23 protein-coding genes and 1 pseudogene are annotated in these 25,558 nt (G+C 61.4%); 11 read left to right on the top strand and 13 right to left on the bottom strand.

Features of this window, described 5'->3' with window-relative positions:
• The first annotated feature begins 130 nt into the window (after nt 1-130).
• From ubiE to AC1DXW_RS00540, 11 genes and pseudogenes are all read left to right on the top strand, one after another.
• Nucleotides 131-901 (top strand): bifunctional demethylmenaquinone methyltransferase/2-methoxy-6-polyprenyl-1,4-benzoquinol methylase UbiE, encoded by a 771-nt coding sequence (ubiE, locus tag AC1DXW_RS00590; RefSeq protein WP_007989286.1) that lies wholly within the window; start codon nt 131-133, stop codon nt 899-901.
• Nucleotides 901-1,524: a ubiquinone biosynthesis accessory factor UbiJ gene (locus tag AC1DXW_RS00585; protein WP_223457570.1), complete on the top strand. Its 624-nt coding sequence runs from the start codon at nt 901-903 to the stop codon at nt 1,522-1,524. Before ubiE ends, AC1DXW_RS00585 begins: the two co-directional genes overlap by 1 nt.
• Nucleotides 1,521-3,125 (top strand): ubiquinone biosynthesis regulatory protein kinase UbiB, encoded by a 1,605-nt coding sequence (ubiB, locus tag AC1DXW_RS00580; protein ID WP_477752188.1) that lies wholly within the window; start codon nt 1,521-1,523, stop codon nt 3,123-3,125. Before AC1DXW_RS00585 ends, ubiB begins: the two co-directional genes overlap by 4 nt.
• An 81-nt stretch (nt 3,126-3,206) precedes the next feature.
• A complete protein-coding gene (gene hisI / locus AC1DXW_RS00575) occupies nt 3,207-3,608 on the top strand; it encodes a phosphoribosyl-AMP cyclohydrolase (protein WP_477752189.1) in 402 nt (133 codons plus the stop codon).
• A complete protein-coding gene (locus AC1DXW_RS00570; RefSeq protein WP_007975564.1) occupies nt 3,601-3,933 on the top strand; it encodes a phosphoribosyl-ATP diphosphatase in 333 nt (110 codons plus the stop codon). Before hisI ends, AC1DXW_RS00570 begins: the two co-directional genes overlap by 8 nt.
• 25 nt (nt 3,934-3,958) lie before the next feature.
• Nucleotides 3,959-4,231, top strand: a complete 273-nt coding sequence (locus AC1DXW_RS00565) for a twin-arginine translocase TatA/TatE family subunit (RefSeq protein ID WP_108216223.1) — start codon at nt 3,959-3,961, stop codon at nt 4,229-4,231.
• Nucleotides 4,232-4,241: 10 nt separating this feature from the next.
• Nucleotides 4,242-4,694, top strand: coding sequence for a Sec-independent protein translocase protein TatB (gene tatB, locus AC1DXW_RS00560; protein ID WP_477752190.1), 453 nt, complete (start codon nt 4,242-4,244; stop codon nt 4,692-4,694).
• Nucleotides 4,691-5,485 (top strand): twin-arginine translocase subunit TatC, encoded by a 795-nt coding sequence (gene tatC / locus AC1DXW_RS00555; RefSeq protein WP_477759706.1) that lies wholly within the window; start codon nt 4,691-4,693, stop codon nt 5,483-5,485. The genes tatB and tatC overlap by 4 nt, the downstream gene beginning before the upstream one ends.
• Nucleotides 5,482-6,189, top strand: a complete 708-nt coding sequence (locus AC1DXW_RS00550; RefSeq protein ID WP_477752192.1) for a 16S rRNA (uracil(1498)-N(3))-methyltransferase — start codon at nt 5,482-5,484, stop codon at nt 6,187-6,189. The genes tatC and AC1DXW_RS00550 overlap by 4 nt, the downstream gene beginning before the upstream one ends.
• Before the next feature lie 225 nt (nt 6,190-6,414).
• Nucleotides 6,415-7,476, top strand: a pseudogene (locus AC1DXW_RS00545) (methyl-accepting chemotaxis protein); the annotation flags it as partial.
• Nucleotides 7,459-8,331: a methyl-accepting chemotaxis protein gene (locus tag AC1DXW_RS00540; RefSeq protein ID WP_477759727.1), complete on the top strand. Its 873-nt coding sequence runs from the start codon at nt 7,459-7,461 to the stop codon at nt 8,329-8,331. The pseudogene AC1DXW_RS00545 and the gene AC1DXW_RS00540, both read left to right, overlap by 18 nt.
• Before the next feature lie 161 nt (nt 8,332-8,492).
• On the opposite strand, the gene mdoH is transcribed toward AC1DXW_RS00540, so the two are convergent.
• From mdoH to AC1DXW_RS00475, 13 genes are all read right to left on the bottom strand, one after another.
• Entirely contained in the window at nt 8,493-11,063 is a 2,571-nt protein-coding gene (gene mdoH, locus AC1DXW_RS00535; protein WP_477752193.1) for a glucans biosynthesis glucosyltransferase MdoH, read from the bottom strand.
• The gene (locus tag AC1DXW_RS00530; RefSeq protein WP_477752194.1) at nt 11,056-12,870 is read right to left on the bottom strand and encodes a glucan biosynthesis protein; all 1,815 of its coding nucleotides are present in this window, start codon (nt 12,868-12,870) and stop codon (nt 11,056-11,058) included. The genes mdoH and AC1DXW_RS00530 overlap by 8 nt, the downstream gene beginning before the upstream one ends.
• Nucleotides 12,871-13,191: 321 nt before the next feature.
• Nucleotides 13,192-13,629: a D-aminoacyl-tRNA deacylase gene (gene dtd, locus AC1DXW_RS00525; RefSeq protein ID WP_477752195.1), complete on the bottom strand. Its 438-nt coding sequence runs from the start codon at nt 13,627-13,629 to the stop codon at nt 13,192-13,194.
• Entirely contained in the window at nt 13,626-14,597 is a 972-nt protein-coding gene (pip, locus tag AC1DXW_RS00520) for a prolyl aminopeptidase (protein ID WP_477759705.1), read from the bottom strand. The genes dtd and pip overlap by 4 nt, the downstream gene beginning before the upstream one ends.
• Nucleotides 14,598-14,701: 104 nt before the next feature.
• Nucleotides 14,702-15,607, bottom strand: coding sequence for an alpha/beta hydrolase (locus AC1DXW_RS00515; protein WP_477759704.1), 906 nt, complete (start codon nt 15,605-15,607; stop codon nt 14,702-14,704).
• Nucleotides 15,608-15,761: 154 nt separating this feature from the next.
• Entirely contained in the window at nt 15,762-16,718 is a 957-nt protein-coding gene (locus AC1DXW_RS00510) for a choline ABC transporter substrate-binding protein (RefSeq protein ID WP_477752198.1), read from the bottom strand.
• Nucleotides 16,719-16,982: 264 nt separating this feature from the next.
• On the bottom strand, nt 16,983-17,786 hold the full coding sequence (hutG, locus tag AC1DXW_RS00505) for an N-formylglutamate deformylase (RefSeq protein ID WP_477752199.1): 804 nt from the start codon (nt 17,784-17,786) through the stop codon (nt 16,983-16,985).
• Nucleotides 17,787-17,796: 10 nt separating this feature from the next.
• Nucleotides 17,797-19,002, bottom strand: coding sequence for an imidazolonepropionase (gene hutI / locus AC1DXW_RS00500; protein WP_477752200.1), 1,206 nt, complete (start codon nt 19,000-19,002; stop codon nt 17,797-17,799).
• Between the two features lie 17 nt (nt 19,003-19,019).
• The gene (locus AC1DXW_RS00495; protein WP_477752201.1) at nt 19,020-20,429 is read right to left on the bottom strand and encodes an amino acid permease; all 1,410 of its coding nucleotides are present in this window, start codon (nt 20,427-20,429) and stop codon (nt 19,020-19,022) included.
• Between the two features lie 109 nt (nt 20,430-20,538).
• A complete protein-coding gene (gene hutH, locus AC1DXW_RS00490; RefSeq protein ID WP_477752202.1) occupies nt 20,539-22,071 on the bottom strand; it encodes a histidine ammonia-lyase in 1,533 nt (510 codons plus the stop codon).
• 118 nt (nt 22,072-22,189) lie between these two features.
• A complete protein-coding gene (gene hutH / locus AC1DXW_RS00485; protein WP_477752203.1) occupies nt 22,190-23,713 on the bottom strand; it encodes a histidine ammonia-lyase in 1,524 nt (507 codons plus the stop codon).
• Between the two features lie 150 nt (nt 23,714-23,863).
• Nucleotides 23,864-24,694 carry a quaternary amine ABC transporter ATP-binding protein gene (locus tag AC1DXW_RS00480; protein ID WP_007975542.1) on the bottom strand — a complete coding sequence of 277 codons (831 nt, stop codon included), beginning with the start codon at nt 24,692-24,694 and terminating at the stop codon, nt 23,864-23,866.
• Nucleotides 24,691-25,542 (bottom strand): ABC transporter permease, encoded by an 852-nt coding sequence (locus tag AC1DXW_RS00475; RefSeq protein ID WP_046039591.1) that lies wholly within the window; start codon nt 25,540-25,542, stop codon nt 24,691-24,693. Before AC1DXW_RS00475 ends, AC1DXW_RS00480 begins: the two co-directional genes overlap by 4 nt.
• Between the last annotated feature and the right edge of the window lie 16 nt (nt 25,543-25,558).

The raw sequence follows: 25,558 nt of genomic DNA, 5'->3' as shown, positions 1-25,558 counted from the left end.
TTTCCCGAGGCATCTTGACCCCTGCTGCGTCAAAACGTCCCGATGGTTACCCATCTTACCTTCAGCCTTGCCAAGACAAAGCATGCCTTGGGGATTAGAATGTCGCGCATTCTCTTTTGGTGACAGCGATATGACTGATCAGCGCAAAGGCAGCGATGCCGAACCCACCACTCACTTCGGCTTCAAAAACGTTCCGGAAAGCCAGAAAGCGGAAAAAGTCGCTGAGGTTTTCCACTCGGTAGCCGCCAAATATGACCTGATGAACGACCTTCTGTCGGGCGGCATGCACCGTCTGTGGAAGCGTTTCGCGATCGAACTGTCGGGCGTGCGCACCGGCAACCGCGTGCTGGATATCGCCGGCGGTACCGGCGACCTGACCCGCAAGTTCTCGCATCTGGTAGGCCCGACCGGCCAGGTCGTGTTGGCCGATATCAACGAATCCATGCTCAAGGTCGGTCGTGACCGCCTGCTGGACCTCGGTGTGGCCGGCAACGTCGAATTCGTCCAGGCCGATGCGGAAAAACTGCCGTTCCCGGACAACCATTTCGACTGCGTGACCATCGCCTTCGGCCTGCGCAACGTGACCCACAAGGAAGATGCCCTGCGCTCGATGCTGCGTGTGCTCAAGCCTGGCGGCCGTTTGCTGGTGCTGGAATTCTCCAAGCCGACCAACGCGCTGATGTCCAAGGCCTACGACGCCTACTCGTTCGCCTTCATGCCGCTGATGGGCAAGCTGATCACCAACGACTCGGAAAGCTATCGCTACCTGGCCGAATCGATCCGCATGCACCCGAACCAGGAAACCCTGAAGTCGATGATGGTCGAGGCCGGTTTCGACCGCGTGACCTACCACAACATGACCGCAGGCATCGTTGCCCTGCACCGCGGCATCAAGCCCTGATGCTGCTCGCCGGCCTGCTCGCCAGCGTTGAACTCGGCCTGAACCGGGTGCTGCGTCTCGACAGCACGGCGCTGCCGCGGCTGGCGCATTTGAGCGGCAGAGTGATTGCCGTCGACTGTCGCAGCCCGGCGCTGCAACTGTTCATCCTGCCCAGCGACGAAGGCCTGATGCTCGCTTCCCAGTGGGAAACCGGCGCCGACTGCACCTTGCGTGCACCGGCCTCGAGCCTGTTGAAACTGGCCATGAGCAAGGACAAGACTTCTGTTCTGCACGCCCCTGAAGTCGAACTCGACGGCGACAGCGGCGTGCTTCTGGAACTGGCGGCGATCCTCCAGGACCTGGAGCTGGACTGGGAGTACGAACTCTCGCGCTGGCTGGGGCCGGTGGCCACGCAACTGCTCGGCGGTCACCTGCGCAGCCGCGCCCGCTGGTATCAGCAAGGTTTTGCCAGCCTGGGCCAGAACCTGGGCGAATACCTGGCAGAAGAATCGCGCACCCTCGTCGGCCAGCGCGAAGCCGAAGCCCGATTCAGTGAGCTGGACCAGATCAAGCTCGATCTGGAACGTCTCGAGGCGCGTTTCGAGCGCCTTTCCCGATCCCTCGACCCAAGCGATAACGCATGAAGCTGCTTGCCGTCCGCCGTTTGTTGCGCATCCAGCGCGTCGTGATCCGCTACCGCCTCGATGACCTGCTGTTCGCCCTGCCACTGCCCTGGTTCCTGCGGGCGCTGCGTTATGTCCTGCCGTGGCGCTGGTTCCCGCGCAAGACCCTGGACCTCAGCCGTGGCGCGCGCTTGCGCCTGGCGTTGCAGGACCTGGGGCCGATTTTCATCAAGTTCGGGCAGATCCTGTCCACCCGCCGCGATCTGTTGCCCGAAGACATCGCCGACGAACTGATGAAGCTGCAGGACCGCGTTCCGCCGTTCGACTCGCAAGTGTCGATCAAGCTGATCGAAGAACAGCTGGGCAAGAAAATCAGCGACGTGTTCAGCCGTTTCGACGTCGAACCGCTGGCCTCGGCCTCAGTGGCGCAGGTGCATGCCGCGCAACTGAAAACCGGTGAAGAAGTGGTGGTCAAGGTGATCCGCCCTGGCCTTAAACCGGTGATCGCCCAAGACCTGGCGTGGCTGTTCATCCTCGCTCGCGCCGCCGAAAAACTCTCGGCCGATGCGCGCCTGCTGCACCCGGTGGACGTGGTCAGCGATTACGAAAAAACCATCTACGACGAACTCGACCTGCTGCGCGAGGCGGCCAACGCCAGCCAGTTGAAGCGCAACTTCGACGGTTCGCCGCTGCTGTACGTGCCGCAAGTCTATTGGGACTGGTGCCGGCCGAAAGTGCTGGTGATGGAGCGCATCTACGGTATTCAGGTTACCGATCTGGCGACCCTGGCCGACCAGCGCACGGACATGAAAATGCTCGCCGAGCGTGGTGTGGAGATTTTCTTCACCCAGGTGTTCCGTGACAGCTTCTTCCACGCCGACATGCACCCCGGCAACATTTTCGTCAGCACCGTGAATCCGTGGAGCCCGCAGTACATTGCGATCGACTGCGGCATCGTCGGCAGCCTGACCCCGGAGGACCAGGATTACCTGGCGCGCAACCTGTTCGCCTTCTTCAAGCGCGATTACCGTCGCGTGGCGCAGTTGCACATCGATTCGGGCTGGGTGCCGGCGGAAACCAAACTCAACGAATTCGAAGCAGCGATCCGTACCGTGTGCGAGCCGATCTTCGAAAAACCGCTGAAGGATATCTCCTTCGGCCAGGTGCTGATGCGCCTGTTCCAGACTGCGCGCCGCTTCAACATGGAAGTGCAGCCGCAGTTGGTCCTGCTGCAAAAAACCCTGCTGAACATCGAAGGCCTGGGCCGCCAGCTGTACCCGGACCTCGACCTGTGGAACACCGCGCAGCCGTTCCTCGAACGCTGGATGCGCGAGCGCGTCAGCCCCAAAGCCCTGCTCGGCAACGTGCACAGCCAGTTCGAACAGATCCCGCACCTGGCCAACATGGCCCGCGACCTGCTCGAACGCATGTCCCAACCCCACGCCTACGACCCGCCGCCAGCGTGGCACCGACGCCGCGATGACTGGTTCCTGCGCCTGCTCGGCACGGCGCACCTGGCCGGGGGCGCCATCCTTGCTGCTGGCGGCCCGCTGAACCAGTTGGCTTACTGGCCGGCCGGCATCATGATGGCGGTCGGCTTGTATCTGGTCGTGCGCCGATAGCCAGTTGGCTGAACGACTGGCACACTGTTTCAACGCCTGAGCTCGACTATTGAAGTGTCGAGCCCGCTGTCGGAGTCGAAGATGAAAAACTGGCTGGACGAGATCAAGTGGGACGCCGACGGCCTGGTGCCGGCGATTGCCCAGGATCACAAGACCGGGCGCGTCCTGATGATGGCCTGGATGAACCGCGAAGCACTGGAACTGACCGCTGCCGAGAACCGCGCAATCTACTGGTCGCGCTCCCGTGGCAAGCTGTGGCGCAAGGGCGAAGAGTCTGGCCATGTGCAAACCCTGCACGAGATGCGTCTGGACTGCGACGCCGACGTCATCATCCTGATGGTCGAGCAGGTCGGCGACATCGCCTGCCATACCGGCCGCCAGAGCTGCTTCTACCGCGTTTTTGAAAACGGCGACTGGACAACGGTCGACCCGGTGCTCAAAGATCCGCACGCCATCTACTGCGCAGGGCACACACATGAGTGACACACTGACCCGTCTGGCCGAAGTACTGGAAGAGCGCAAAGGCGCCGCCGCCGACAGCTCGTATGTCGCCAGCCTGTATCACAAGGGTTTGAACAAGATTCTGGAAAAAGTCGGCGAAGAGTCGGTCGAAACCATCATTGCCGCCAAGGATGCCGCCGTCAGCGGCGACTGCAGCGATGTGATCTACGAAACCGCCGATTTGTGGTTCCACAGCATGGTCATGCTCGCCCAATTGGGGCAGCATCCACAGGCTGTACTCGATGAACTGGACCGTCGCTTCGGTCTCTCCGGACACGCCGAGAAAGCCTCGCGCCCGTCCGCCTGAATAACTATTAGAGAGGAGCAGCAGCATGGGCATTTTTGACTGGAAACACTGGATCGTCATCCTGGTTGTCGTGGTACTGGTGTTCGGCACCAAGAAACTGAAAAACCTCGGCACTGACGTCGGCGAATCGATCAAGGGCTTCAAGAAAGCCATGAACGACGACGAAAAACCGGCTGACCCGAATGCGAACCCGGCCCAACCGGTGCCACCGGTACAGCCACAGGCCTCGGTGAACCAGCCGCACACCATCGACGTGCAGGCACAGAAAGTCGAAGAGCCGATCCGCAAAGACGTGTGAGCACTGACTAATGTTTGGTATCAGCTTCTCTGAACTGCTGCTCGTCGGCCTCGTCGCCCTGCTGGTGCTGGGCCCCGAGCGTTTGCCGGGCGCTGCGCGCACCGCTGGCCTGTGGGTCGGGCGTCTGAAGCGCAGCTTCAACGCGATCAAACAGGAAGTTGAACGTGAAATCGGTGCCGACGAGATTCGTCGGCAACTGCACAACGAGCACATCCTGTCGCTTGAGCAGGAGGCGCGGAAAATCTTCACCCCGACCCAGCAGGAGCCGACGCCGGTGGAGCATGTGGGAGAGCAGACGATTCATGCGCCTGCCGCTGCCGCCGCGACAGCACCTGCACCTGCTGTTTCGGCCGCGCAACCCGCGCCCGTTGTGGCAGCGACTCCGGTTGAACCCGTTGCTCCAGCCGCTGCGCCGACAACGACGGCGCCTAACGACACCACTTTGCCGCCGCGAGCCCCATGAGCGATCTCCCTGAAAACGACCAGCACATGCCGCTGGTTTCGCACCTCACCGAGTTGCGTACCCGTCTGCTGCGCTGCGTAGCGGCGATCTTCATCATTTTTGCCGGGCTGTTCGCCTTCACCCAGCAGATCTACACCTTCGTCTCGACGCCACTGCGCGCGTACCTGCCCGCCGGCGCCACGATGATTGCCACCGATGTGTCGTCGCCGTTCCTGACGCCACTGAAGTTGACGATGATGGTCTCGCTGTTCCTTGCAATCCCGGTGATCCTGCACCAGATCTGGGGTTTCATCGCCCCGGGCCTGTACAAGCATGAAAAACGCATTGCTGTGCCGTTGCTGATGTCCAGCATCGTGTTGTTCTATGCCGGCATGGCGTTCGCCTACTACCTGGTGTTCCCGCTGATCTTCAAGTTCTTCGCCGCTGCCACCCCGGCCGGCGTGGAAATGATGACCGACATCACCAGCTACCTCGATTTCGTCATGACGCTGTTCTTCGCTTTTGGCGTGGCGTTCGAAATCCCGGTGGCCGTGGTGCTGCTGGTGTGGATCGGCGTAGTCGACGTCAAATACCTGAAGAAAATCCGCCCGTACGTGGTCATCGGCTGCTTCGTGGTCGGCATGATCCTGACGCCGCCGGACATCTTCTCGCAGACCCTTCTAGCCGTGCCGATGTGGTTGCTGTTCGAAATCGGCATCCTGTTTGGCAGCCTGATCAGCAAGCGTGGCGAGCACCCGGACGACCAGCCGGCTGACGACAACAACGACCAGCCGCCAGCGACTCAACCGTGAACCTGCTGCTGCTCGAAGAAGCCGATTTCATTGCGGCCGACCGGGTGATCCTGCGTGATCGCCGGTTGACCCACATGCAGGAAGTCCACCGCTGCGAAGTGGGCGACAGCATGCGTGTCGGGCGGATCGGCGGGCTGATGGGCTCGGCCGAAGTGCTGCGCCTGGACACCGGCGAAGCGGAATTGCGCGTCACCCTCGACCAGCCACCACCAGCCAAGCTGCCATTGACCCTGGTATTGGCCCTGCCACGCCCCAAGATGCTGCGCAGGGTGTTCCAGACCGTGGCGGCCATGGGTGTGCCGCGGATCGTGCTGGTCAACAGCTATCGCGTCGAGAAGAGCTTCTGGCAGACCCCGTTCCTGGAGCCCGAGGCGATTCGCGAGCAGTTGATCCTCGGCCTCGAACAGGCCCGGGACAGCGTGCTGCCGCAAGTCGTCATCGAGAAGCGCTTCAAGCCGTTCGTCGAAGACCGTTTGCCGGCGATTACCGAGGGCACCCTCGGCCTGGTGGGGCATCCGGGCAATTACCCGCCCTGCCCTCGCGCACTCAGCGAACCGGTGACCCTGGCCATCGGCCCCGAGGGTGGCTGGATTCCCTACGAGATCGACCTGCTGGGCAAATCCGGCCTGCAACCGGTGCAACTGGGCGAGCGCATCTTGCGCGTTGAAACCGCCGTGACCGCGCTGCTGGCACGCCTTTTCTAATCCCCGGACACAACCCCCTGTGGGAGCGAGCTTGCTCGCGATAGCGGCGTGTCAGTCAACAATGAAGTGGCTGATACACCGTCATCGCGAGCAAGCTCGCTCCCACAGGTTCATCATCTGCCCCGAAAAACTCAGTTGTCCGTACATCGAGTAGTGTCTACTGATTCAGGCTCCCCTGCCGATACGCCCCCCATAAAACCAAAATGTGGTCCGGGGAGTTTCAGCATGTACCAATGGCTAGCCGAGAATCTGGGAAACGTCAGCGTCAAACGCAAGCTGGGGATCGGCTTCGGCCTGGTGCTGTTACTGACCCTGCTGATCACCTTCACGGGCTGGAGTGGCCTGAGCGGTGTGACCAGCCGTGGCGATAAACTGGGGTTCATCGCCAGTCTCAACGACCTGACCAAGGACCTGCGCATTGCTCGCCTGGATTACGAGATGCGTCGCGGCGAACAAGGCCCCGGCGCCGTCAACGAGCTGTTGGGTAAACTCGAAAGCGGCCTGCAGACCGCCCGCGGCCTGATCGAGCAACCGGCTGATACGGCCATGGTCGATCAACAACTGGCCGCTGTCGCCGAATACCGCCGTGCCTTCAGCGACATGACCCAGGCCGGCGCCCAGCGTGAAGACGCCCGCAGCAAACTCGGCGCCACCGCCGACAATGCCGTGGCCCGCGTCGCCGAAGTGGAAAAATCCATGCTGCAAGGTGACAGCGTGACCGCCTTCAATAGCGTGATCGACCTGAGCAAACTGATCCAGCAGGCGCGTTTCCAGGTTCGCGGCTACACCTACAGCGGCAAGAGCGAAGCCGAACAGCCAGCCCTCGACGCGATCGACAACGCCCTGAAGAACCTCGAGAGCCTGCCGGCCAAACTGCCTGAAGAACACATCGCCAACCTGCAACAGGCGACTGATTCACTGAAGGCCTACCGCGCCGCCGTCAGCCAGTTCCGCGACTCCCAGGTGGCCAGCGCCAAGGCTCTGGTACGCATGTCTGCCCAAGGCGACATCCTGTTGGGCATGAGTCAGAAACTCACCGTCTCGCAAACCGTCGTGCGTGACACCGACGCCGCCCATGCCAAGAACATGCTGACCCTCGCCACTGTACTGGCCATCGCCTTCGGCCTGCTGGCCGCCTGGGCGATCACCCGGCAGATCATCATTCCATTGAACCAGACCCTGGCCGTCGCCGAGCGCGTCGCCAGTGGCGACCTGACCCACAACCTGACGTCGCAGCGCCGCGACGAACTCGGCCAGTTGCAGCGCGCCATGCAGAGCATGACCCAAGGCCTGCGCGAACTGATTGGCGGCATCAGCGATGGCGTCACGCAGATCGCCAGCGCCGCCGAAGAACTGTCTGCGGTCACCGAGCAGACCAGCGCCGGGGTCAACAGCCAGAAGGTCGAGACCGATCAGGTCGCCACCGCCATGAACGAAATGGCCGCCACCGTGCAGGAAGTCGCGCGCAACGCCGAAGAAGCCTCCGAAGCTGCCGTCGCCGCCGACCAGCAGGCCCGCGAGGGCGACAAAGTGGTGGGTGAAGCCATCGCCCAGATCGAACGCCTGGCCGCGCAAGTCGGTCACTCCACCGAGGCCATGGGCGAACTCAAGCGCGAAAGCGACAAGATCGGCAGCGTGCTCGACGTGATCAAATCCGTGGCCCAGCAAACCAACCTGCTGGCCCTCAACGCGGCGATTGAAGCCGCCCGCGCCGGTGAAGCCGGGCGTGGTTTTGCCGTGGTGGCAGACGAAGTCCGCAGCCTGGCCCAGCGCACCCAGAAGTCCACCGAAGAGATCGAAGAGCTGATCGTCGGCCTGCAAAGCGGCACGCAACAAGTGGCGACCATCATGGACAACAGCCGCAACCTGACTGACAGCAGTGTCGAACTGACCCGCCGCGCCGGCGGCTCACTGGAAAGCATCACCCGCACCGTCTCGGCGATTCAGGCGATGAACCAGCAGATCGCCACTGCCGCCGAACAACAAAGCGCCGTGGCCGAAGAGATCAACCGCAGTGTGCTCAATGTGCGAGATGTGTCGGATCAAACGTCGGCGGCAAGTGAAGAGACGGCGGCGTCCAGCGTTGAGCTGGCGCGGTTGGGGACGCATTTGCAGATGCTCGTGGGCAGGTTCAAGGTATGAGTGAAACCCCATCGCGGGCAGGCTCGCTCCCACACTGACCGGCTCAGACACAACGCCTGTGCCAGGCGCCGGCCCTGTGGGAGCGAGCCTGCTCGCGATTGGAACGACGCGGTGTAACTTTGAACCCCCCAAAAAAAACCCGCTTTCGCGGGTTTTTTTCATCATGCCAACTGAGGCTGTTCGCTCATCGGTTTGAGCGGCAGCAGCGGCGCGTGGGGATCGGCCTTGACCGATTTGCGCCATGCGCCCAGCCACTCCGCATGGCCCTCGCTCCAGACCTGCTCATGCAAGCGAGCCAAGGCCACCGGGTCGCTCAACAGTTGCACACGCTCGTTGTTGGTCAGGCCTTCAGGTCCAACCTTCATCGCGTGTCGCACCCGCTCGACCCGCAGCCATTCGATCGGCTCGGCCTGACGGTGACGGGAGGTCGCCAGCGAGCACGCCAAGGCGTTCTGCTGTGGATCGACCACCGAACGGACGAAGCCGTCGTTCAGCGCATGCCAGCGGTTTTCGTGGGTGTACTGGTCGGTGGCCAGCAACGCCTGCGGCGGATTGTATTCCTCAGGGATCAGGAACAGGCTCTCGTCACGGGACTTCAGACCCAGGCCGACACGGCTGGAGATCACCGACACCGGGATCGACAGCATCAACGAGCCGACGATCGGCACCAGCCACCACAGGAAGCTCGGGTTCAGCCAGATCACCAGCATGGCCCAGAAGAAGCCCAGCAAGGTCTGCGGACCGTGGCGCTTGACCGCTTCGCTCCACGGCGTGGAGTCGTCGTCACGTTGCGGCGAGTTCCAGGTCGCGGCCCAGCCGAGGAACGCGGCGAGGACGAAACGGGTGTGGAAGATCATCCGCACCGGCGCCAGCAGCATGGAGAACAGCATCTCCAGCAGCATCGACAGGGTCACCTTGAACTTGCCGCCGAACTCTTTCGCACCCTTGGCCCAGATCAGGATGATGCTCAACAGTTTCGGCAGGAACAGCAGCACGATGGTGGTCGAGAACAGCGCAATCGCCTTGTCCGGGTGCCATTGTGGCCACAGCGGATAGAGCTGGCGCGGTTCGAGGAAGTACTGCGGCTCCATCAGCGTATTGACCGCCAGCAGCGCGGTCGACAGCACCAGGAAGAAGAACCACAACGGCGCCGACAGGTAGGACATCACGCCGGTCAGGAACACCGCGCGGTGCACCGGGTGCATGCCCTTGACCAGGAACAGGCGGAAGTTCATCAGGTTACCGTGGCACCAGCGACGGTCACGCTTGAGTTCGTCCAGCAGGTTTGGCGGCAGTTCTTCATAGCTGCCCGGCAGATCGTAGGCAATCCACACGCCCCAGCCGGCACGGCGCATCAACGCGGCTTCAACGAAGTCGTGGGACAGGATCGAGCCGGAGAACGCGCCTTTACCCGGCAACGGCGCCAGGGCGCAGTGGTCGATGAACGGCTTCATGCGGATGATCGCGTTGTGGCCCCAGTAGTGCGACTCGCCCAGTTGCCAGAAGTGCAGGCCGGCGGTGAACAGCGGGCCGTACACGCGAGTGGCGAACTGCTGCATGCGCGCATACAGGGTGTCCATGCCCGACGCACGTGGCGCGGTCTGGATGATCCCGGCGTCCGGCGTGGCTTCCATCAGGCGCACCAGACTGGTCAGGCACTCGCCGCTCATCACGGAGTCGGCGTCGAGTACGACCATGTACTTGTAGTCACCGCCCCAGCGACGGCAGAAGTCGTCGAGGTTGCCGCTTTTACGTTTTACGCGACGACGACGACGGCGGTAGAAGATCTTGCCGAAGCCCCCGGCTTCACGGCAGACGTCCAGCCAGGCCTGTTGCTCGGCGACACAGATATCGGCGTCGTTACTGTCGCTGAGGACGAAGAAGTCGAAGCGGTCCAGGTCACCCGTGGCCGCTACCGACTCGAAGGTCGCCCGCAGGCCGGCGAATACCCGTGGCACGTCTTCGTTGCAGATCGGCATCACCAGTGCGGTGCGCGCATCCTTTGGAATCGGCTCGTTGCCGGCACTTTTACCGGAGATACGGTATTTATCGTGACCGGTCAGCAATTCGAGGAAGCCCATCAGCGCGGTCCAGAAACCGGCCGATACCCAGCAGAACAGTATCCCGAACAGGATCAGGATGCTGGTCTGCAAGGCATACGGCAGCACTTGCGTGGCGGTTTGCAGCAGCGGTTGGTGCAGCACTTCGTTGAGGTCGACGAACGACCAGCCCTGGTACGGCATGATGCCTTTCATGTACCAGCCGGCGACGATGGTCTGGCCGAGCATCAGCAGCAACAGAATGTAGCGACGGATCGAACCCACGGTACGCCAGCGCGCCGCCGGCAGGACACGTTCGTCCTTCGGCGGCGCCGGCGGGTTGGTACGACCGGTCATCCGACGCCAGCCACGCACCAGAATGTTGGTGCGCCACGGCTCCGGCACGACCTTGGTCCGCCGAATCGGCGGGGTCGCCTTGAGGCAAACCCGGCCGTTGGCGTCGAGCGCCAGCATTTCCGCGTCCTGCAACTCTTCGGCGGTGCTCAGGGTCAGGCGTTTGCCGACCGAAGCCTGGGCGGCTTCGGTCGGGGCGTCGAACGTCGATGACGACAGGCGTTCGTGCAATTCGCTGAAAGACTGGCAGCCCGCGAGTTCCGCGCGCTGCTGGTCGGTCATCGGCAGATGCGCCAGATACTCGGAGAGAGTTTCTGGCCGTACTTGAGAGTTACTCATCGGCAGGCAACTGATAGCTCCAGGTCTCGGTCAGGACTTCTTCAGTCGGGGCCGATTCCGGTGTGGCTGGGGCCGCGTCGGCAGCGGCAGGCTGCTTGGCGTCTTTATTGGCCTTGTCCTTGGCATCTGCAACAGGCTTCGCTTCAGCCTGCTTGGCCTCCGCTTGCCTGGCTTCCTTGTCCGCTTTCTCTTGTTGCTTGGCGGCAACCTTGTCGGCCTTGGCAACCGACGAGTTCGACGCTGGAATCGAAGTCTTGGCCAGATCCGCCGGCACGATGTTCTGTACCAGTGCGGCACGCATCTCGGTGGACTTGCCCGGGTCCTTGATCTTCATCCGCAGGGTCAGGCGCCAGCCCTTGGTTTCAGGGTTATAGCGCACGCTGTTTTCCACCAGCTCGGCATTGTCGCCGACGCTGACCTGGCTGCGAACGTCCGTATCGGCCGGCAATGCCGCCAGGGATGGGCCTTCGAAGTCCACCAGGTAGGCAACGCTGCCGTCCGGCTGACGAATCAGGTTGGACTGTTTGACGTCACCAGTGGAACGCAGGGTCTGTTTGACCCAGGCGCTGTCCGGTGCGTGAATCGAGTCTTCATCCATGGTCCAGTGCATACGATAAGCGACATCGAGCGGCTGGCCAGGTTCCGGCAATTTTTCCGGATTCCAGAAGGCTACGATGTTGTCGTTGGTTTCGTCGGCGGTCGGAATCTCGACCAGGTCGACAGTGCCCTTGCCCCAGTCACCCTTCGGCTCGATCCAGGCGCTTGGGCGCTTGTCGTAACGATCGTCGAGGTCTTCGTAGTGGCTGAAGTCGCGGCCACGTTGCAGCAGACCGAATCCGCGCGGGTTTTCCACGCTGAAGTTGCTCACAGCCAGGTGTTTCGGGTTGTTCAGCGGACGCCAGATCCACTCGCCGTTGCCGGCATGGATCGCCAGACCGCTGGAGTCGTGCAGTTCGCGACGGTAGTTCAGTACCTTCGACGGCTGGTTGGCGCCGAACAGGTACATGCTGGTCAACGGGGCGATACCCAGTTTGCCGACCTTGTCACGCAGGAACATCTGCGCCTTGACGTCGACGATGGTGTCGCTGCCCGGACGCAGGGTCAGGCGATAGGCGCCGGTGGCACGAGGTGAGTCCAGCAGGGCGAAGATCACCAGGTGCTTGTCGCCTGGCTTGGGCTGCTGAATCCAGAACTCGCGGAAACGCGGGAATTCTTCGCCGGATGGCAATGCGGTATCAAGTGCCATGCCGCGAGCGGACAAACCATAGACGTGACCCTTGCCGACGACGCGGAAGTAGCTCGCGCCGAGCATGGTCATGATTTCGTCTTGCTTATCAGCCTTGTTGATCGGGTACAGCACACGGAAACCGGCATAACCCAGTTGTTCGGTGGCCTTGGGATCGACCTGCATGTCGCCGAAGTCGAAGCGACTCGGGTCGTATTTGATCTCTTCGACGTTGTTCGCGGTGATTTCGTTGATTTTCACCGGCGTATCGAAATGCATGCCCTGGTGATAGAAGGACAGCTTGAACGGCGTCTTCTGATCAGCCCACTCGGCTTTTTCCGTCAGAAAGCGAATTTTCTGATAGTCCGCGAATTTCATGTCGCGGAACTCGTTCGGCAGGTTACTGCGCGGCGCTTCGTATTTCTGCCCGGCCAGCTCTTTTGCCTTGGCCGATACATCATCCAGACTAAATGCCCAAAGCTGGCCGGCGCTGAGCAGGCAGAGCAATGCAGAGCCCGCTACCAGGGCGCTGCGTAGCCGTTTGGCAGACAATTTTGGTGCGTTACAGGGACTAACAATCACGAGCAACCCTCGCCGAAAACAGATCAAAAAACCAACGGCCAGTTAAAGGGTCTGCTCGGTGTACGGTATGAAAAAACCGCCCTTGCAAACCACTCTTGCCAAGTTGGCGAGCATTGTTCCGACTCCGCTGGGGCGAAATGATTCCCCAATCGGATCCGGACAAGTCTCTACCTAAGTCAAAATGGACCAACGAACGCTGATCCCCGTAGCGCGCGATTATCTAGTAGGCCGCGTTACAACGCATCAGGGGTAACAAAGTATTTATCGCGAAAAAGTCCTGTTTTCAGTCGAATTGAGCGTAAAAACTTGTTTCAAACGCTTTCAGGCCTGTAACAGGAAGGTTACCGGGCCATCATTGACCAGGTGCACCTGCATATCCGCGCCGAATCTACCTGATGCCACAGTGCCATGCACCTGTTTCGCTTTGCTTAATAAATAGTCGAATAGCTCCTCGCCCAGCGCCGGAGGGGCCGCGGTCGAAAAACTCGGACGCAGCCCGCTTTTGGTATCGGCAGCCAGAGTGAACTGAGAGACCAGCAGCAGCCCGCCACCCACATCCGCCAAGGACAGATTCATCTTGCCCTCAGCGTCACTGAACACCCGATAGTTAAGCAGCTTATTGAGAAGTTTGTCGGCGCTGGCCCGCGTGTCGTCGGGCTCGACGGCCACCAGGACCAGCAACCCCTGATCGACGGCACCTACGACTTCGCCCGCGACCTCGACCCGCGCGCCACGCACCCGTTGCAACAGGCCCTTCATGCTTCTTCAGGCGGCAGGTCAAGCAGTCGCCGGGCCATCAGATTGGCGGCGCGCACCAGCGCGTCGGTGATGCCCGGCTCGGAAGCGGCATGACCGGCGTCGCGGATGACCTGCAGTTCGCTGTTCGGCCAGGCTTGATGCAGTTCCCAGGCGTTATCCAGCGGGCAGATCACGTCATAGCGACCATGGATGATCACACCGGGCAAATGGGCGATCTTGCCCATGTTGCGGATCAACTGGTTCTGCTCCAGGAAGGCGTGGTTGCTGAAGTAGTGGCATTCGATGCGGGCAATCGACAATGCACGCTGTGGCTCGGAGAAGCGATCGACCACCAGCGGGTTAGGACGCAGGGTCGCGGTGCGGCCCTCCCATGTGGACCAGGCCTTGGCCGCGTGCATCTGGKCAATCTGGTCGTTGCCGACCAGACGCTTGTGGAACGCGGCAAGCAAGTCATCGCGCTCGTCCAGAGGGATCGGCGCGATGTAGTCCTGCCAGTAATCGGGGAACAGGCGGCTGGCGCCGGCCTGGTAGAACCATTCGATTTCCTGCGGACGGCAGAGAAAGATCCCGCGCAGGATCAGACCGTGTACACGTTCAGGATGGGTTTGTGCGTAGGCCAGCGCCAGGGTCGAACCCCATGAGCCGCCAAACAGCACCCATTTGTCGATGCCCAGGTGCTGGCGAATCCGCTCAAGGTCGGCGACCAGATCCCAGGTGGTGTTGTTTTCCAGGCTGGCGTGGGGGGTGGAGCGACCGCAACCACGCTGATCGAACGTGACAATGCGATAGAGATTGGGATCGAAGAAGCAACGACTCTGGGCATCACATCCGGCACCGGGACCACCATGGATGAACACCACGGGCAAACCTTCCGGTGAACCGCTTTCGTCGACATACAGCGTGTGAGTCTCGTCGACGGCCAGATCGTGCCGGGCGTGGGGTTTGATCTGCGGGTACAAAGTCTGCATTGCGCACTCCGTAAGGGGTCAAGGTCATCCCTGGGGGGACTTCTATTATTCTGCCGTCCGGCATCATAAACCCGAATTACGTCAATGAGCATGCCCGTGCGAAGTCAGAGTTTCGCCGCCAGATATCCGAACAAGGTTTTGTACAGCGCATCGACCTCGTCCGCCTGCCCTCGGGCCCGCAAACAGCCATGAATCAAACCCTCGCCGACATACAGCGTGGCAGCCACGCCCGCAGCCTTCAGTCGCTCGGCATACAGCACGCCGTCATCGCGCAACGGGTCGAATTGCGCCACCGCGATCCATGCCGGTGGCAGACCGCTGAAATCCGTGGCGAGCAATGGCATCGCGTAGGCGTTCGGGTGGCGGGCGCCTTGCAGGTAAAGCGCGTGATAGCAATCGACGTCACTGCTGCTGAGTAACGGCGCGTCGATGCACTCACTGCGCGACGGCAGGCGGTGATCGCCGCCCAACCCCGGATAAATCAGAACCTGCGCGCACGGCAGCGACTCGCCGGCATCGCGCAGCGCCAGGCACAACGCCGCCGCAAGATTGCCACCGGCACTGTCGCCGACCACCAGCATGCGCTCCGGATCGAGTTGAAACGCCCCGGTGCGCAGTGCCCGCCAGACCTTCAGGCAATCATCGAACGCAGCGGGAAACGGATACTCCGGTGCCCGGCGGTAATCGACGGCGATCACCCGTACACCGAGTGTCGATGCCAATTCGGCGCAGATGAAGTCGTGGGAATCGAGGTCCCCCACCACCCAGCCACCGCCATGCAGGTAAACGATGCACGACGCACCACTGGCCGGTGGTTGATAGGAACGAACAGCAACACCGGCCAACTCGAAATCAATCACAGACAACCCGGCGGGGCGCGCCGGGGTAAACGCCCGGCACATCTCGCTGTAGGCCTGGCGCAACCCGGTGATACTGCTGTCAGTGCTGTTGAAACTCAGGGTTTTGTCGACGAATGCTGTCATTTGCCTGGAAAGCGGGTATTGAGCCATGAGCCGGGTGCCCGTTCAGGGAAATGTGTGGGACCCACCCTGTGGGAGCGAGCTTGCTCGCGATGGCGGCGTGTCAGTCGACATCAATTCTGAATGTCCTACCGCTATCGCGAGCAAGCTCGCTCCCACAGGTCTTGCACAGAGCAGACGGGGGTCAGTTCTTCAGGCTGGCCTGAACCGTGGCTACGCCATCCTTGCCATCAAAGCTACTGACACCGGCCAGCCAGCGCTGCAAGTCCTCCGGATGGTCACGCAGCCATTTTTTCGCGACATCCTGAGCCGTTTGGCGCTCCATGATCGGCACCATCAACTGGCTTTCCTGGGCGGCGCTGAACGTGAGGTTCTCCAGCAGGCGATTGACGTTCGGGCAACGCTGGGCGTAATCCGGCGCGGTCACGCTGGAGACCGTCGCGGCGCCTTCATTCGGCCCGTAGACGTCTTCGCTGCCGGTCAGGTAGTCGATCTTCATGTTGATGTTCATTGGGTGCGGGGTCCAGCCGACAAACACCACGAACTCCTTGCGGTTCACGGCGCGCTGAACGGCGGCCAGCATCCCGGCCTCACCGGACTCGATCAGTTTGAAATCCTTCAGGCCGAAGTGATTGGTCTCGATCATGGTCTTGATCGTGGTGTTCGCGCCGCTGCCCGGCTCGATGCCGTAGATCTTGCCGCCGAGCTGATCCTTGAATCTGGCGATGTCGGCGAAGGTTTTCAGCCCGGCCGCTGCCACATAGTCCGGGACCGCGAGGGTGGCCTGGGCATCGGCCAGGCTCGGTTTGTCCATGACCTTGACCTGATTGGCAGCCACGAAGGGTGCAATGTTTTTATCCATCGCCGGTTTCCAGTAACCGAGGAAGATGTCCAGGCGCCTGTCGCGGATGCCCGCGAAGATGATTTGCTGCACGGCGCTGGTTTGCTTGCTTTCGTAGCCGAGACCGTTGAGCAGCACATCGGCCATTCCGCTGGTGGCGATCACGTCGGTCCAGTTGACCACGCCCATGCGCACGGTTTTACAGGAAGCGTCGTCCGCGGCCATGACGCCGGCGCTCAACAGAGCAGTGCCGCAGAAGATTGAGAGACAGCGGGTGAACAGACCTTTGGGGCTTGTCATAGAGAGCATTCTCGTGCGGCAGCGGATTATTGTCGGGGCGGTGTCTTTGTGCACCGTGGCCAGAACATTACGCAGCAGACGAGCAGTGAAAGCGAACTGTGGCGACCGTGTTTTGCACGGTGGCGACTGTCATGAGCAGATATTGAGGCATATGAAAACCTGTGGGAGCGAGCTTGCTCGCGATGAGGCCATGACATTCAACATTGATGTTGCCTGCCAGTCCGCCATCGCGAGCAAGCTCGCTCCCACAGGTTATGCGGCAGGTTAGCGCTTGTAGTGTTTTTCACCCCAGGCCAACAAGCCTTGCAGCAACTCCTTGAGCACCACCCGCGTCGGTTCTGCCAGATCCGGGCGATAACGGAACGGCTCGAATTCTTCCATGTAGGTGCACTGCCCCAGCTCAAGTTGCACCGCATGGATGTTCTCGGCCGGATTACCGTAATGGCGGGTGATGTGCCCGCCCTTGAAGCGCCCGTTGAGCACATGGATGTAATCCGGGTGCCCGGCGCAAATCGCTTCCAGTTGGGCCGCAAGCTGTGGATCGCAACTGGCGCCATTGAAGGTACCAAGGTTGAAATCCGGCAACTTGCCATCGAACAGGTGCGGGATGATCGAGCGGATCGAGTGCGCATCGAACAGCAGCGCGTAGCCGAACTCGGCCTTCAATCGCGCCAGTTCCTGCTGCAAGGTACTGTGATACGGCGTCCAGATCTGCTCCAGATAAGTTGCCCGCTCTTGTTTCGAAGGCTCCAGCCCTTCGCGGAACAACGGCACGCCGTCGAACAACGTGGCCGGGTACAGGCCAGTGGTCGCGCCCACGTACAGCGGCTTATCGTCGGAAGGCCGGTTAAGGTCGATGACGAACCGCGAATACTCGGCGGCCAGGGTGCTGGCGCCCAGTTCCGCGGCGAAATCGTACAGCTGCGGGATATGCCAGTCGGTGTCCGGCAGGCTTTTCGCCTGCGGGATCAACCCGGCCTCGACTGCCGGAGTCAGGCGCACACCGGCGTGGGGCATGCTGATCAGCAGCGGTACGCGGCCTTGTTTGAAGTTCAGAACCTTATCCACAACAGATCTCCTACAGACTTGATTCGACGCCGTGGCGCACGACGCGTTTTTCCAGATCGCCGCCCAGCCAGTAACAGAGGTCGGCCGGACGATCAATTTGCCAGGCGACGAAATCCGCGACCTTGCCGGCTTCCAGCGAACCATGGGTTTCAGCCATGCCCAGCGCGGTGGCGGCGTGAATCGTCGCGCCCGCCAGGGCTTCTTCCGGGGTCATGCGGAAACAGGTGCAAGCCATGTTCAGCATCAGGCGCAACGACAGTGCCGGCGAGGTGCCCGGATTGAGGTCGCTGGCGATGGCGATTTTCACGCCGTGCTTGCGCAAGGCATCCATCGGCGGCAATTGGGTTTCGCGCAGGAAGTAATAGGCGCCGGGCAACAGCACCGCAACCGTGCCGGACTTGGCCATGGCAATGGCGTCATCCTCGGTCATGAACTCCAGGTGATCGGCGGACAACGCGTGATAACGCGCCGCCAGGCTCGAGCCGTGCAGCGACGACAATTGCTCGGCATGCAGCTTCACTGGCAAGCCCAGTTCCTGGGCGGTGATGAATACACGCTCCACCTGCGCAGGCGAGAACGCCAGGTATTCACAGAAGGCATCCACCGCGTCGACCAGCCCTTCGGCGGCCAAGGCCGGGAGCATATCGGCGCAGATGTGATCGATGTAGTCGTCGGCGCGATCGGCGTATTCCGGCGGCAAGGCGTGAGCCGCCAGACAGGTGCTGCGCACGCTGACCGGCAGTTCGGCACCGAGGCGACGGGCCACACGCAGCATCTTGCGCTCGTTGGCCAGGTCCAGGCCGTAGCCGGACTTGATTTCGATGCTGGTGACGCCATCGCGCATCAGGCTTTTCAGGCGTTTGGCGGCGCTGGCGAACAGTTCATCTTCGCTGGCGGCGCGGGTAGCGCGCACGGTGCTGGCGATGCCGCCACCGCTGGCGGCGATTTCCGCGTAGCTGACGCCTTGCAGGCGCTGCTCGAATTCGCCGCTGCGGTTACCGCCGAACACCGTATGGGTATGGCAGTCAATCAGGCCCGGTGTGACCCAGGCCCCTTGCAAATCGTTGACCACCGAGTACTCGCCCGCCGGCAGGTCAGCGCGCTGGCCGACCCACTCAATGAGCGCACCTGACGTCACGATGGCCGCGTCCTCGATGATCGAGTAGACGCCTTGCGCCATGGTTGCGACGTGGCAGTGTTGCCAGAGAGTTTTCATCCGTGGCCTCCGTTAGGTTATCGATGAGAAAAAGAAGGTTCCTGCTCTACCAGTGCCGCCTGCCCCGCCGCAGGCTTCACCCAGGTCAGGTAGGCAAGCACCAGCAATACAATCCATACCACGCCGACGATCAGAGCCGCCTGGGTGTCCGGGAAATAGCCCAGCACGCCGAAGATAAACAGCATGAAGGCAATCGCCGCCATCGGCGCATAGGGCCAGAACGGTACCGGGAACTTCAACTGTGCGACCTGTTCACTGCTCATGGAACGACGCATGGCCACTTGGGTGAACAAAATCATCAACCAGACCCACACCGTGGCAAAGGTCGCGATGGAGGCTATCAGCAGAAACACGTTTTCCGGAATCAGGTAGTTCAGCAACACGCCCAGCAGCAGCGCGGCGCTCATCACCACCACGGTCATCCATGGCACACCGTTGCGCGACAAACGCGCGAAGCCCTTGGGTGCGTGGCCCTGCTGAGCCAGGCCGTACATCATCCGGCCTGCGCCGAAGATATCGCTGTTGATGGCCGAGATCGCCGCCGAGATCACCACGATATTGAGGATGGTCGCCGCCGAGCTGATGCCCAGATTGTCGAAAATCTGCACGAAAGGACTGCCCTGGCTGCCGATCTGCTGCCATGGAAAGATCGACATCAGCACGAACATGGTCAGCACGTAGAACAGCAGGATGCGCAACGGCACGGCATTGATCGCCCGAGGCAGCACATGCTGCGGGTCTTTGGCTTCACCAGCCGTCACACCGATGATTTCAATCCCGCCGAACGCGAACATCACCACCGCGAACGAGGCGATCAGGCCACCCACGCCATTGGGCATGAAACCGCCATGGCTCCAGAGGTTGCTGATATCTGTTGCTTGGGCGCCGGGGGCCGTGCTGATGCCGAACAGCATGATGCCGAAGCCACCCAGGATCATCGCGACAATGGCCGCGACCTTGAGCAGCGACAGCCAGAACTCCATTTCACCGAAGACTTTGACGTTGCACAGGTTCAAGCCGCCGACCACCGAGACGATGCCCAGCACCCAGATCCAGCGCGCGACTTCCGGAAACCAGAAGCCCATGTAAATACCGAACGCGGTGACATCGGCCATGCCGACGATGACCATTTCGAATGCGTAGGTCCAACCGAGGATGAAGCCCGCCATCGGCCCAAGATAGGTACTGGCGTATTGGCCAAAGGAACCGGCCACCGGGTTGTGCACCGCCATCTCACCGAGGGCGCGCATGACCATGAACACCGCCGCGCCACCGATCAGGTACGCGAGCAATACCGCAGGCCCGGCCATTTGAATGGCCGAGGCAGAACCGTAAAACAGCCCGGTGCCGATCGCCGACCCCAGTGCCATGAAGCGAATATGTCGGGCAGAGAGCCCGCGTTTCAAACCTTTTTCTGGCTGTTGCATTTCTCGTCCCTAATTATTGTTATTCGACGCAAAATCGAATCGCCGGCAAGCCGGCTCCTACAGGTTCATGCGACCCCCCTGTAGGAGCTGGCTTGCCAGCGAGGGGTCCTTAAAGGCTCGGCAAAAGCTTCGTCGTCACCAGTTCGTTCAGGCAACGCGAGGCCAACAGCTCGGTTGCGGCGTTGATATCCGGCGCAAAGAAACGGTCCTTCTCATAGAAAGGCACTTCGTTACGCAGAATGGCACGGGCCTTTTCCAGTTTTGGCGAGGTCTTCAGACCATTGCGCAGGTCCAGACCCTGAGCCGCCGCCAGCCATTCTACGGCGAGAATCCCGCGGGTGTTCTCGGCCATTTCCCACAGACGCTTGCCAGCCGCCGGAGCCATCGATACGTGGTCTTCCTGGTTGGCGGAAGTCGGCAGGCTGTCCACCGAATGCGGATGGGACAACGCCTTGTTCTCGCTGGCCAGTGCCGCTGCGGTCACCTGGGCGATCATGAAGCCGGAGTTCACGCCACCGTTGGCCACCAGGAACGGCGGCAATTGCGACATGTGCTTGTCCATCATCAGCGAGATACGGCGTTCGCTCAGGGAGCCGATTTCAGCGATGGCCAGTGCCATGTTGTCAGCGGCCATGGCCACCGGCTCGGCGTGGAAGTTACCACCGGATATCACGTCACCTTCAGCGGCGAACACCAACGGGTTGTCCGATACGGCGTTGGCTTCGATGGCCAGCACTTCGGCGGCCTGACGGAACTGGGTCAGGCAGGCGCCCATGACTTGTGGCTGGCAACGCAGGGAGTATGGATCCTGGACCTTTTCGCAGTTTTCGTGGGAGTCGGAGACTTCGCTACGCTCGCCCAGCAGATCACGGTAAGCGGACGCGGCGTCGATCTGGCCTTTCTGGCCACGGGCAGCGTGGATGCGTGCGTCGAACGGCGAGCGCGAACCCAGCACCGCTTCAACGGTCAGGCCGCCCAGCGCCAAGGCACCGGCGAACAGGTCTTCACCTTCGAACAGGCCACGCAGGGCAAAAGCGGTGGAGACTTGAGTGCCGTTGAGCAGCGCCAAACCTTCTTTGGCGGCCAGGGTCAGCGGAGTCAGACCGGCGACTTTCAGCGCTTCGGTGGCTTCCATCCACTCGCCTTTGTAGCGCGCCTTGCCTTCACCCAGCAGCACCAGCGACATGTGCGCCAAAGGCGCCAGGTCACCGGAGGCACCGACCGAACCTTTCAATGGAATATGCGGGTAAACCTCAGCGTTGATCAGGGCGATCAGCGCATCGATCACCACACGACGGATGCCGGAGAAGCCACGGCTCAGGCTGTTGACCTTGAGCACCATGATCAAACGCACCAGGGCGTCGCTGATCGGCTGACCGACACCGGCGGCGTGGGACAGCACCAGCGAGCGCTGCAGGTTTTCCAGGTCTTCGCTGGCGATACGGGTCGACGCCAGCAGGCCGAAACCGGTGTTGATGCCGTAGGCGGTGCGATTCTCGGCGAGGATCTGCTCCACGCAGGCAACACTGGCTTCGATCTGGGCCGAGGCGCTGTTGTCGAGGGTGATTTTTACCGGCTGCTGATAAACATCACGCAGTTGGGCCAGGCTCAGTTGACCGGGAATCAGGTTTAGAGAAGTCATTTTGTGCTCCTTTTGAGAGTTAGCTATTAACTAACCAGACGCTCCGGAGATGTCCGTTGTCCGTCGCTTCCCCCTTTTTGAGGGGGTGGCGCCTTGGCACGCTGGTTTTGTAGGGAAATCAGTTCAAATTCGGTAAGACTTTTTGCAGCAAAACAGGGTCTTTCAAAACACTGGCAGCGGCGGCAATGTCCGGTGCCAACCAACGATCCTGATCGTAGGCCGGAACATGTTCACGCAGCAGGCGCCAGGCCGCATCGGTGCCTGCGCCGAAGCGTTGTTCCTTGAGGAATTCGAACGCCTGGGCGGCCAGCAAATACTCGATGGCAAGGATTTGCGTGCAGTTTTCCAGCGCACGATGCAGCTTCAGCGCGGCGTTGGTGCCCAGGCTCAGGTGATCTTCCTGCAGGCCCGACGTCACGTAGTTATCCAACACTGCCGGTTGCGCCAGTTGACGGTTTTCCGCGCACAGCGAAGCGGCGACGTATTGCACGATCATCATCCCGGAGTTCACACCCGGGTTGGCCACCAGAAAGGCCGGCAGGCCGCTGACGTGCGGGTTGATCAAACGGTCCAGGCGACGCTCGGCGATGGAGCCGATTTCCGCCATGGCAATCGCCAGCAGATCCGCCGCCATTGCCACGGACTGGCCATGGGGGTTGGCCTGAGACACCACGCGGTATTTGTCTGCGGTGCCCAGCACCAGCGGGTTGTCGGTGGCGCCGTTGAGTTCGGTTTCGATCTGTTTGGTCGCATGCACCAGTTGATCGCGTGCGGCGCCGTGCACCTGCGGAATCGAGCGGATGCTCAGGGCATCTTGCGTACGAATGCCTTTGCTCTGGGCAATCACTTCGCTGCCGTCGAGCAGTGCGCGCAGGTTGATTCCGACCTGTTGCATACCCGGGTGCGGCTTGAGCGCGATGATCTCGGCGTCGAAAGCGTCGATTTGCCCGCGTTGGGCTTCGAAGCTCATGGCGCTGATCACGTCGGCCCATTCCAGCAGGCGCGTAGCATCGGCAATGGCCAGGCAGCTCAGGCCAGTCATGCACGGTGTGCCGTTGACCAGGCACAAACCGTCCTTGGCACCGAGCTTGACCGGTTGCAGGCCTTCCTCGGCCAGTGCTTGCTGCGCGGAAACGATCTGACCGCGATAGCTGACATTGCCGACGCCCAGCAGCGCGATGCCGATGTGGGCCATGTGGGTCAGGTAGCCCACGGAACCCTGGGACGGCACTTGCGGGGTGATGCCACGGTTGAGCAGTGCCAGCAGCGCTTCGACGACCTGACGGTGCAGGCCGGATTTGCCGTGGCTGTAGTTGACGACGGCGGCGCACATGATCGAGCGGGTCTGCTCGTTGCTCAGCGCTGCACCCACGCCGCAAGCGTGGCTGAGCAAGGTGTTACGCGACAACTGGCTGAGTTGTTCGTCCTGCAGCGAGACGTTGCACAGCGCGCCCAGGCCGGTGTTGATGCCATAAGCACGTTCGCCGCTGGTGACGATGCGCTGGACGATGGCCTGCGCGTTTTCGATGCGCGCCCAGATCGGCGCCGACAGCTCAAGCTGTGCGCCATGACGGGCCACGGCGACCACGTCCTGCCAGGTTACCTGCGCTTCGGTGATAACGATTTTTTCAGCCTGGGACATCTTCAACCTCGTGCTTACAACCTGAATATTGATGCAGCTTTACCGGCCTCATCGCGAGCAAGCTCGCTCCCACAGGTTTTGTGAACACCGGGGACCCACTGTGGGAGCGAGCTTGCTCGCGATGAGGCCAGCACAGCCGGCACAAACCTCTTAAACCACCGCCGCCCGACGCTGTACAAAGCGGTCGACATATTCATCCGCAGGCGAGTGCAGGATCTCTCTCGGCGTGCCGACCTGGATCAGGCGGCCATCCTTGAGGATCGCGATACGGTTGCCGATGCGCACGGCCTCGTCGAGGTCGTGGGTGATAAAGACGATGGTCTTGTGCAGGGTCTTTTGCAGTTCCAGCAACTGGTCCTGCATCTCCGCGCGGATCAGCGGATCTAGGGCGCTGAAGGCTTCGTCCATCAGAATGATGTCGGTGTCCGCCGCCAGGGCGCGGGCCAGGCCCACACGCTGACGCATACCGCCGGAGAGCTGGTGCGGATATTTGTTTTCGTAGCCCTTGAGGCCCACGGTGTTGATCCAGTGCAGCGCACGCTCGGCGCACATGGCTTTGCTTTCGCCGCGGATTTTCAGGCCGTAGGCGACGTTGTCCAGCACGCTCTTGTGCGGCAACAGACCGAAGCTCTGGAACACCATGCTGATCTTGCGCCGACGAAATTCGCGCAGGGCTTCCATGTCGTATTGCAGGATGTCCACGCCGTCCACCAGGATCGCGCCGCTGGTCGGGTCGATCAGGCGATTGAAGTGGCGGACCAGGGTCGACTTGCCGGAACCCGACAGGCCCATGATCACGAAGATCTCGCCGCTGCCGATGCTCAGCGACAGGTCGTTCACACCCACCACGCAGCCGGTTTCGGCCAGCACCTGATCCTTGGTCTTGCCCTGGCCGACCATGGCCAGCGCGTCCTTGGCACGGTTGCCGAAAATCTTGAAGACGTTTTTGACTTCGATCTTGCTCACGGTTGCGTTGTTCATTTGCTCACCTCATGCCGTGCGCGACCGTACGCCTGTGTAATGCGGTCGATCACCACAGCCAGAATCACGATCGCCAGACCGGCTTCAAGGCCACGTCCGACGTTGAGGGTCTGAATCCCCACCAGCACATCTTCACCCAGACCACGGGCACCGATCATCGAGGCGATCACCACCATCGACAGGGCCATCATGGTGGTCTGGTTGATCCCGGCCATGATGCTCGGCAGGGCCAGCGGCAGTTGCACGCCGAACAGTTGCTGCCAGCGGTTGGCACCGAAGGCGTTGATCGCTTCCATCACTTCGCCGTCGACCTGGCGAATGCCCAGATCGGTCAGGCGGATCAGCGGCGGCGCGGCGTAGATCACGGTAGCGAAAATCGCCGGGACCTTGCCCAGGCCGAACAGCATCAGCACCGGAATCAGGTACACGAAGCTCGGCATGGTCTGCATGATGTCCAGCAATGGCATCAGTATCGAACGCAGGCGGTTGCTGCGCGCCGAGAGAATGCCCAGCGGAATGCCGATCAACACCGAAATGATCGTCGCCACCATCATCAGTGCCAGGGTCTGCATCAGCTTGTCCCAGAGGCCAACCGCCCCCACCAGGAACAGCAAACCAACGATGACGGCAGTGGTCACGACCTTGCGGGTCGCGTGCCAGGCCACACCAGCCACGATCGCCAGCATCAGCCACCAGGGTGCAGCGCGCAGCAGGCCTTCGAGATTGACGATGGCCCACAACAGGGTGTCGGAGATGTGCCGGAACACGTCACCGTAGTTGGTGACCAGCGAATCGACCCAACCGTTGACCCAGTCGGCGATGGAAAAGGTAAAGCTTTCGGGAAACATAAGAGACTCTCAATCA

This window comes from Pseudomonas sp. P4_C4, from assembly GCF_056402055.1.
Note: the sequence above shows the minus strand (reverse complement) of the source record. Positions and strands in the feature narration are given on the sequence as shown.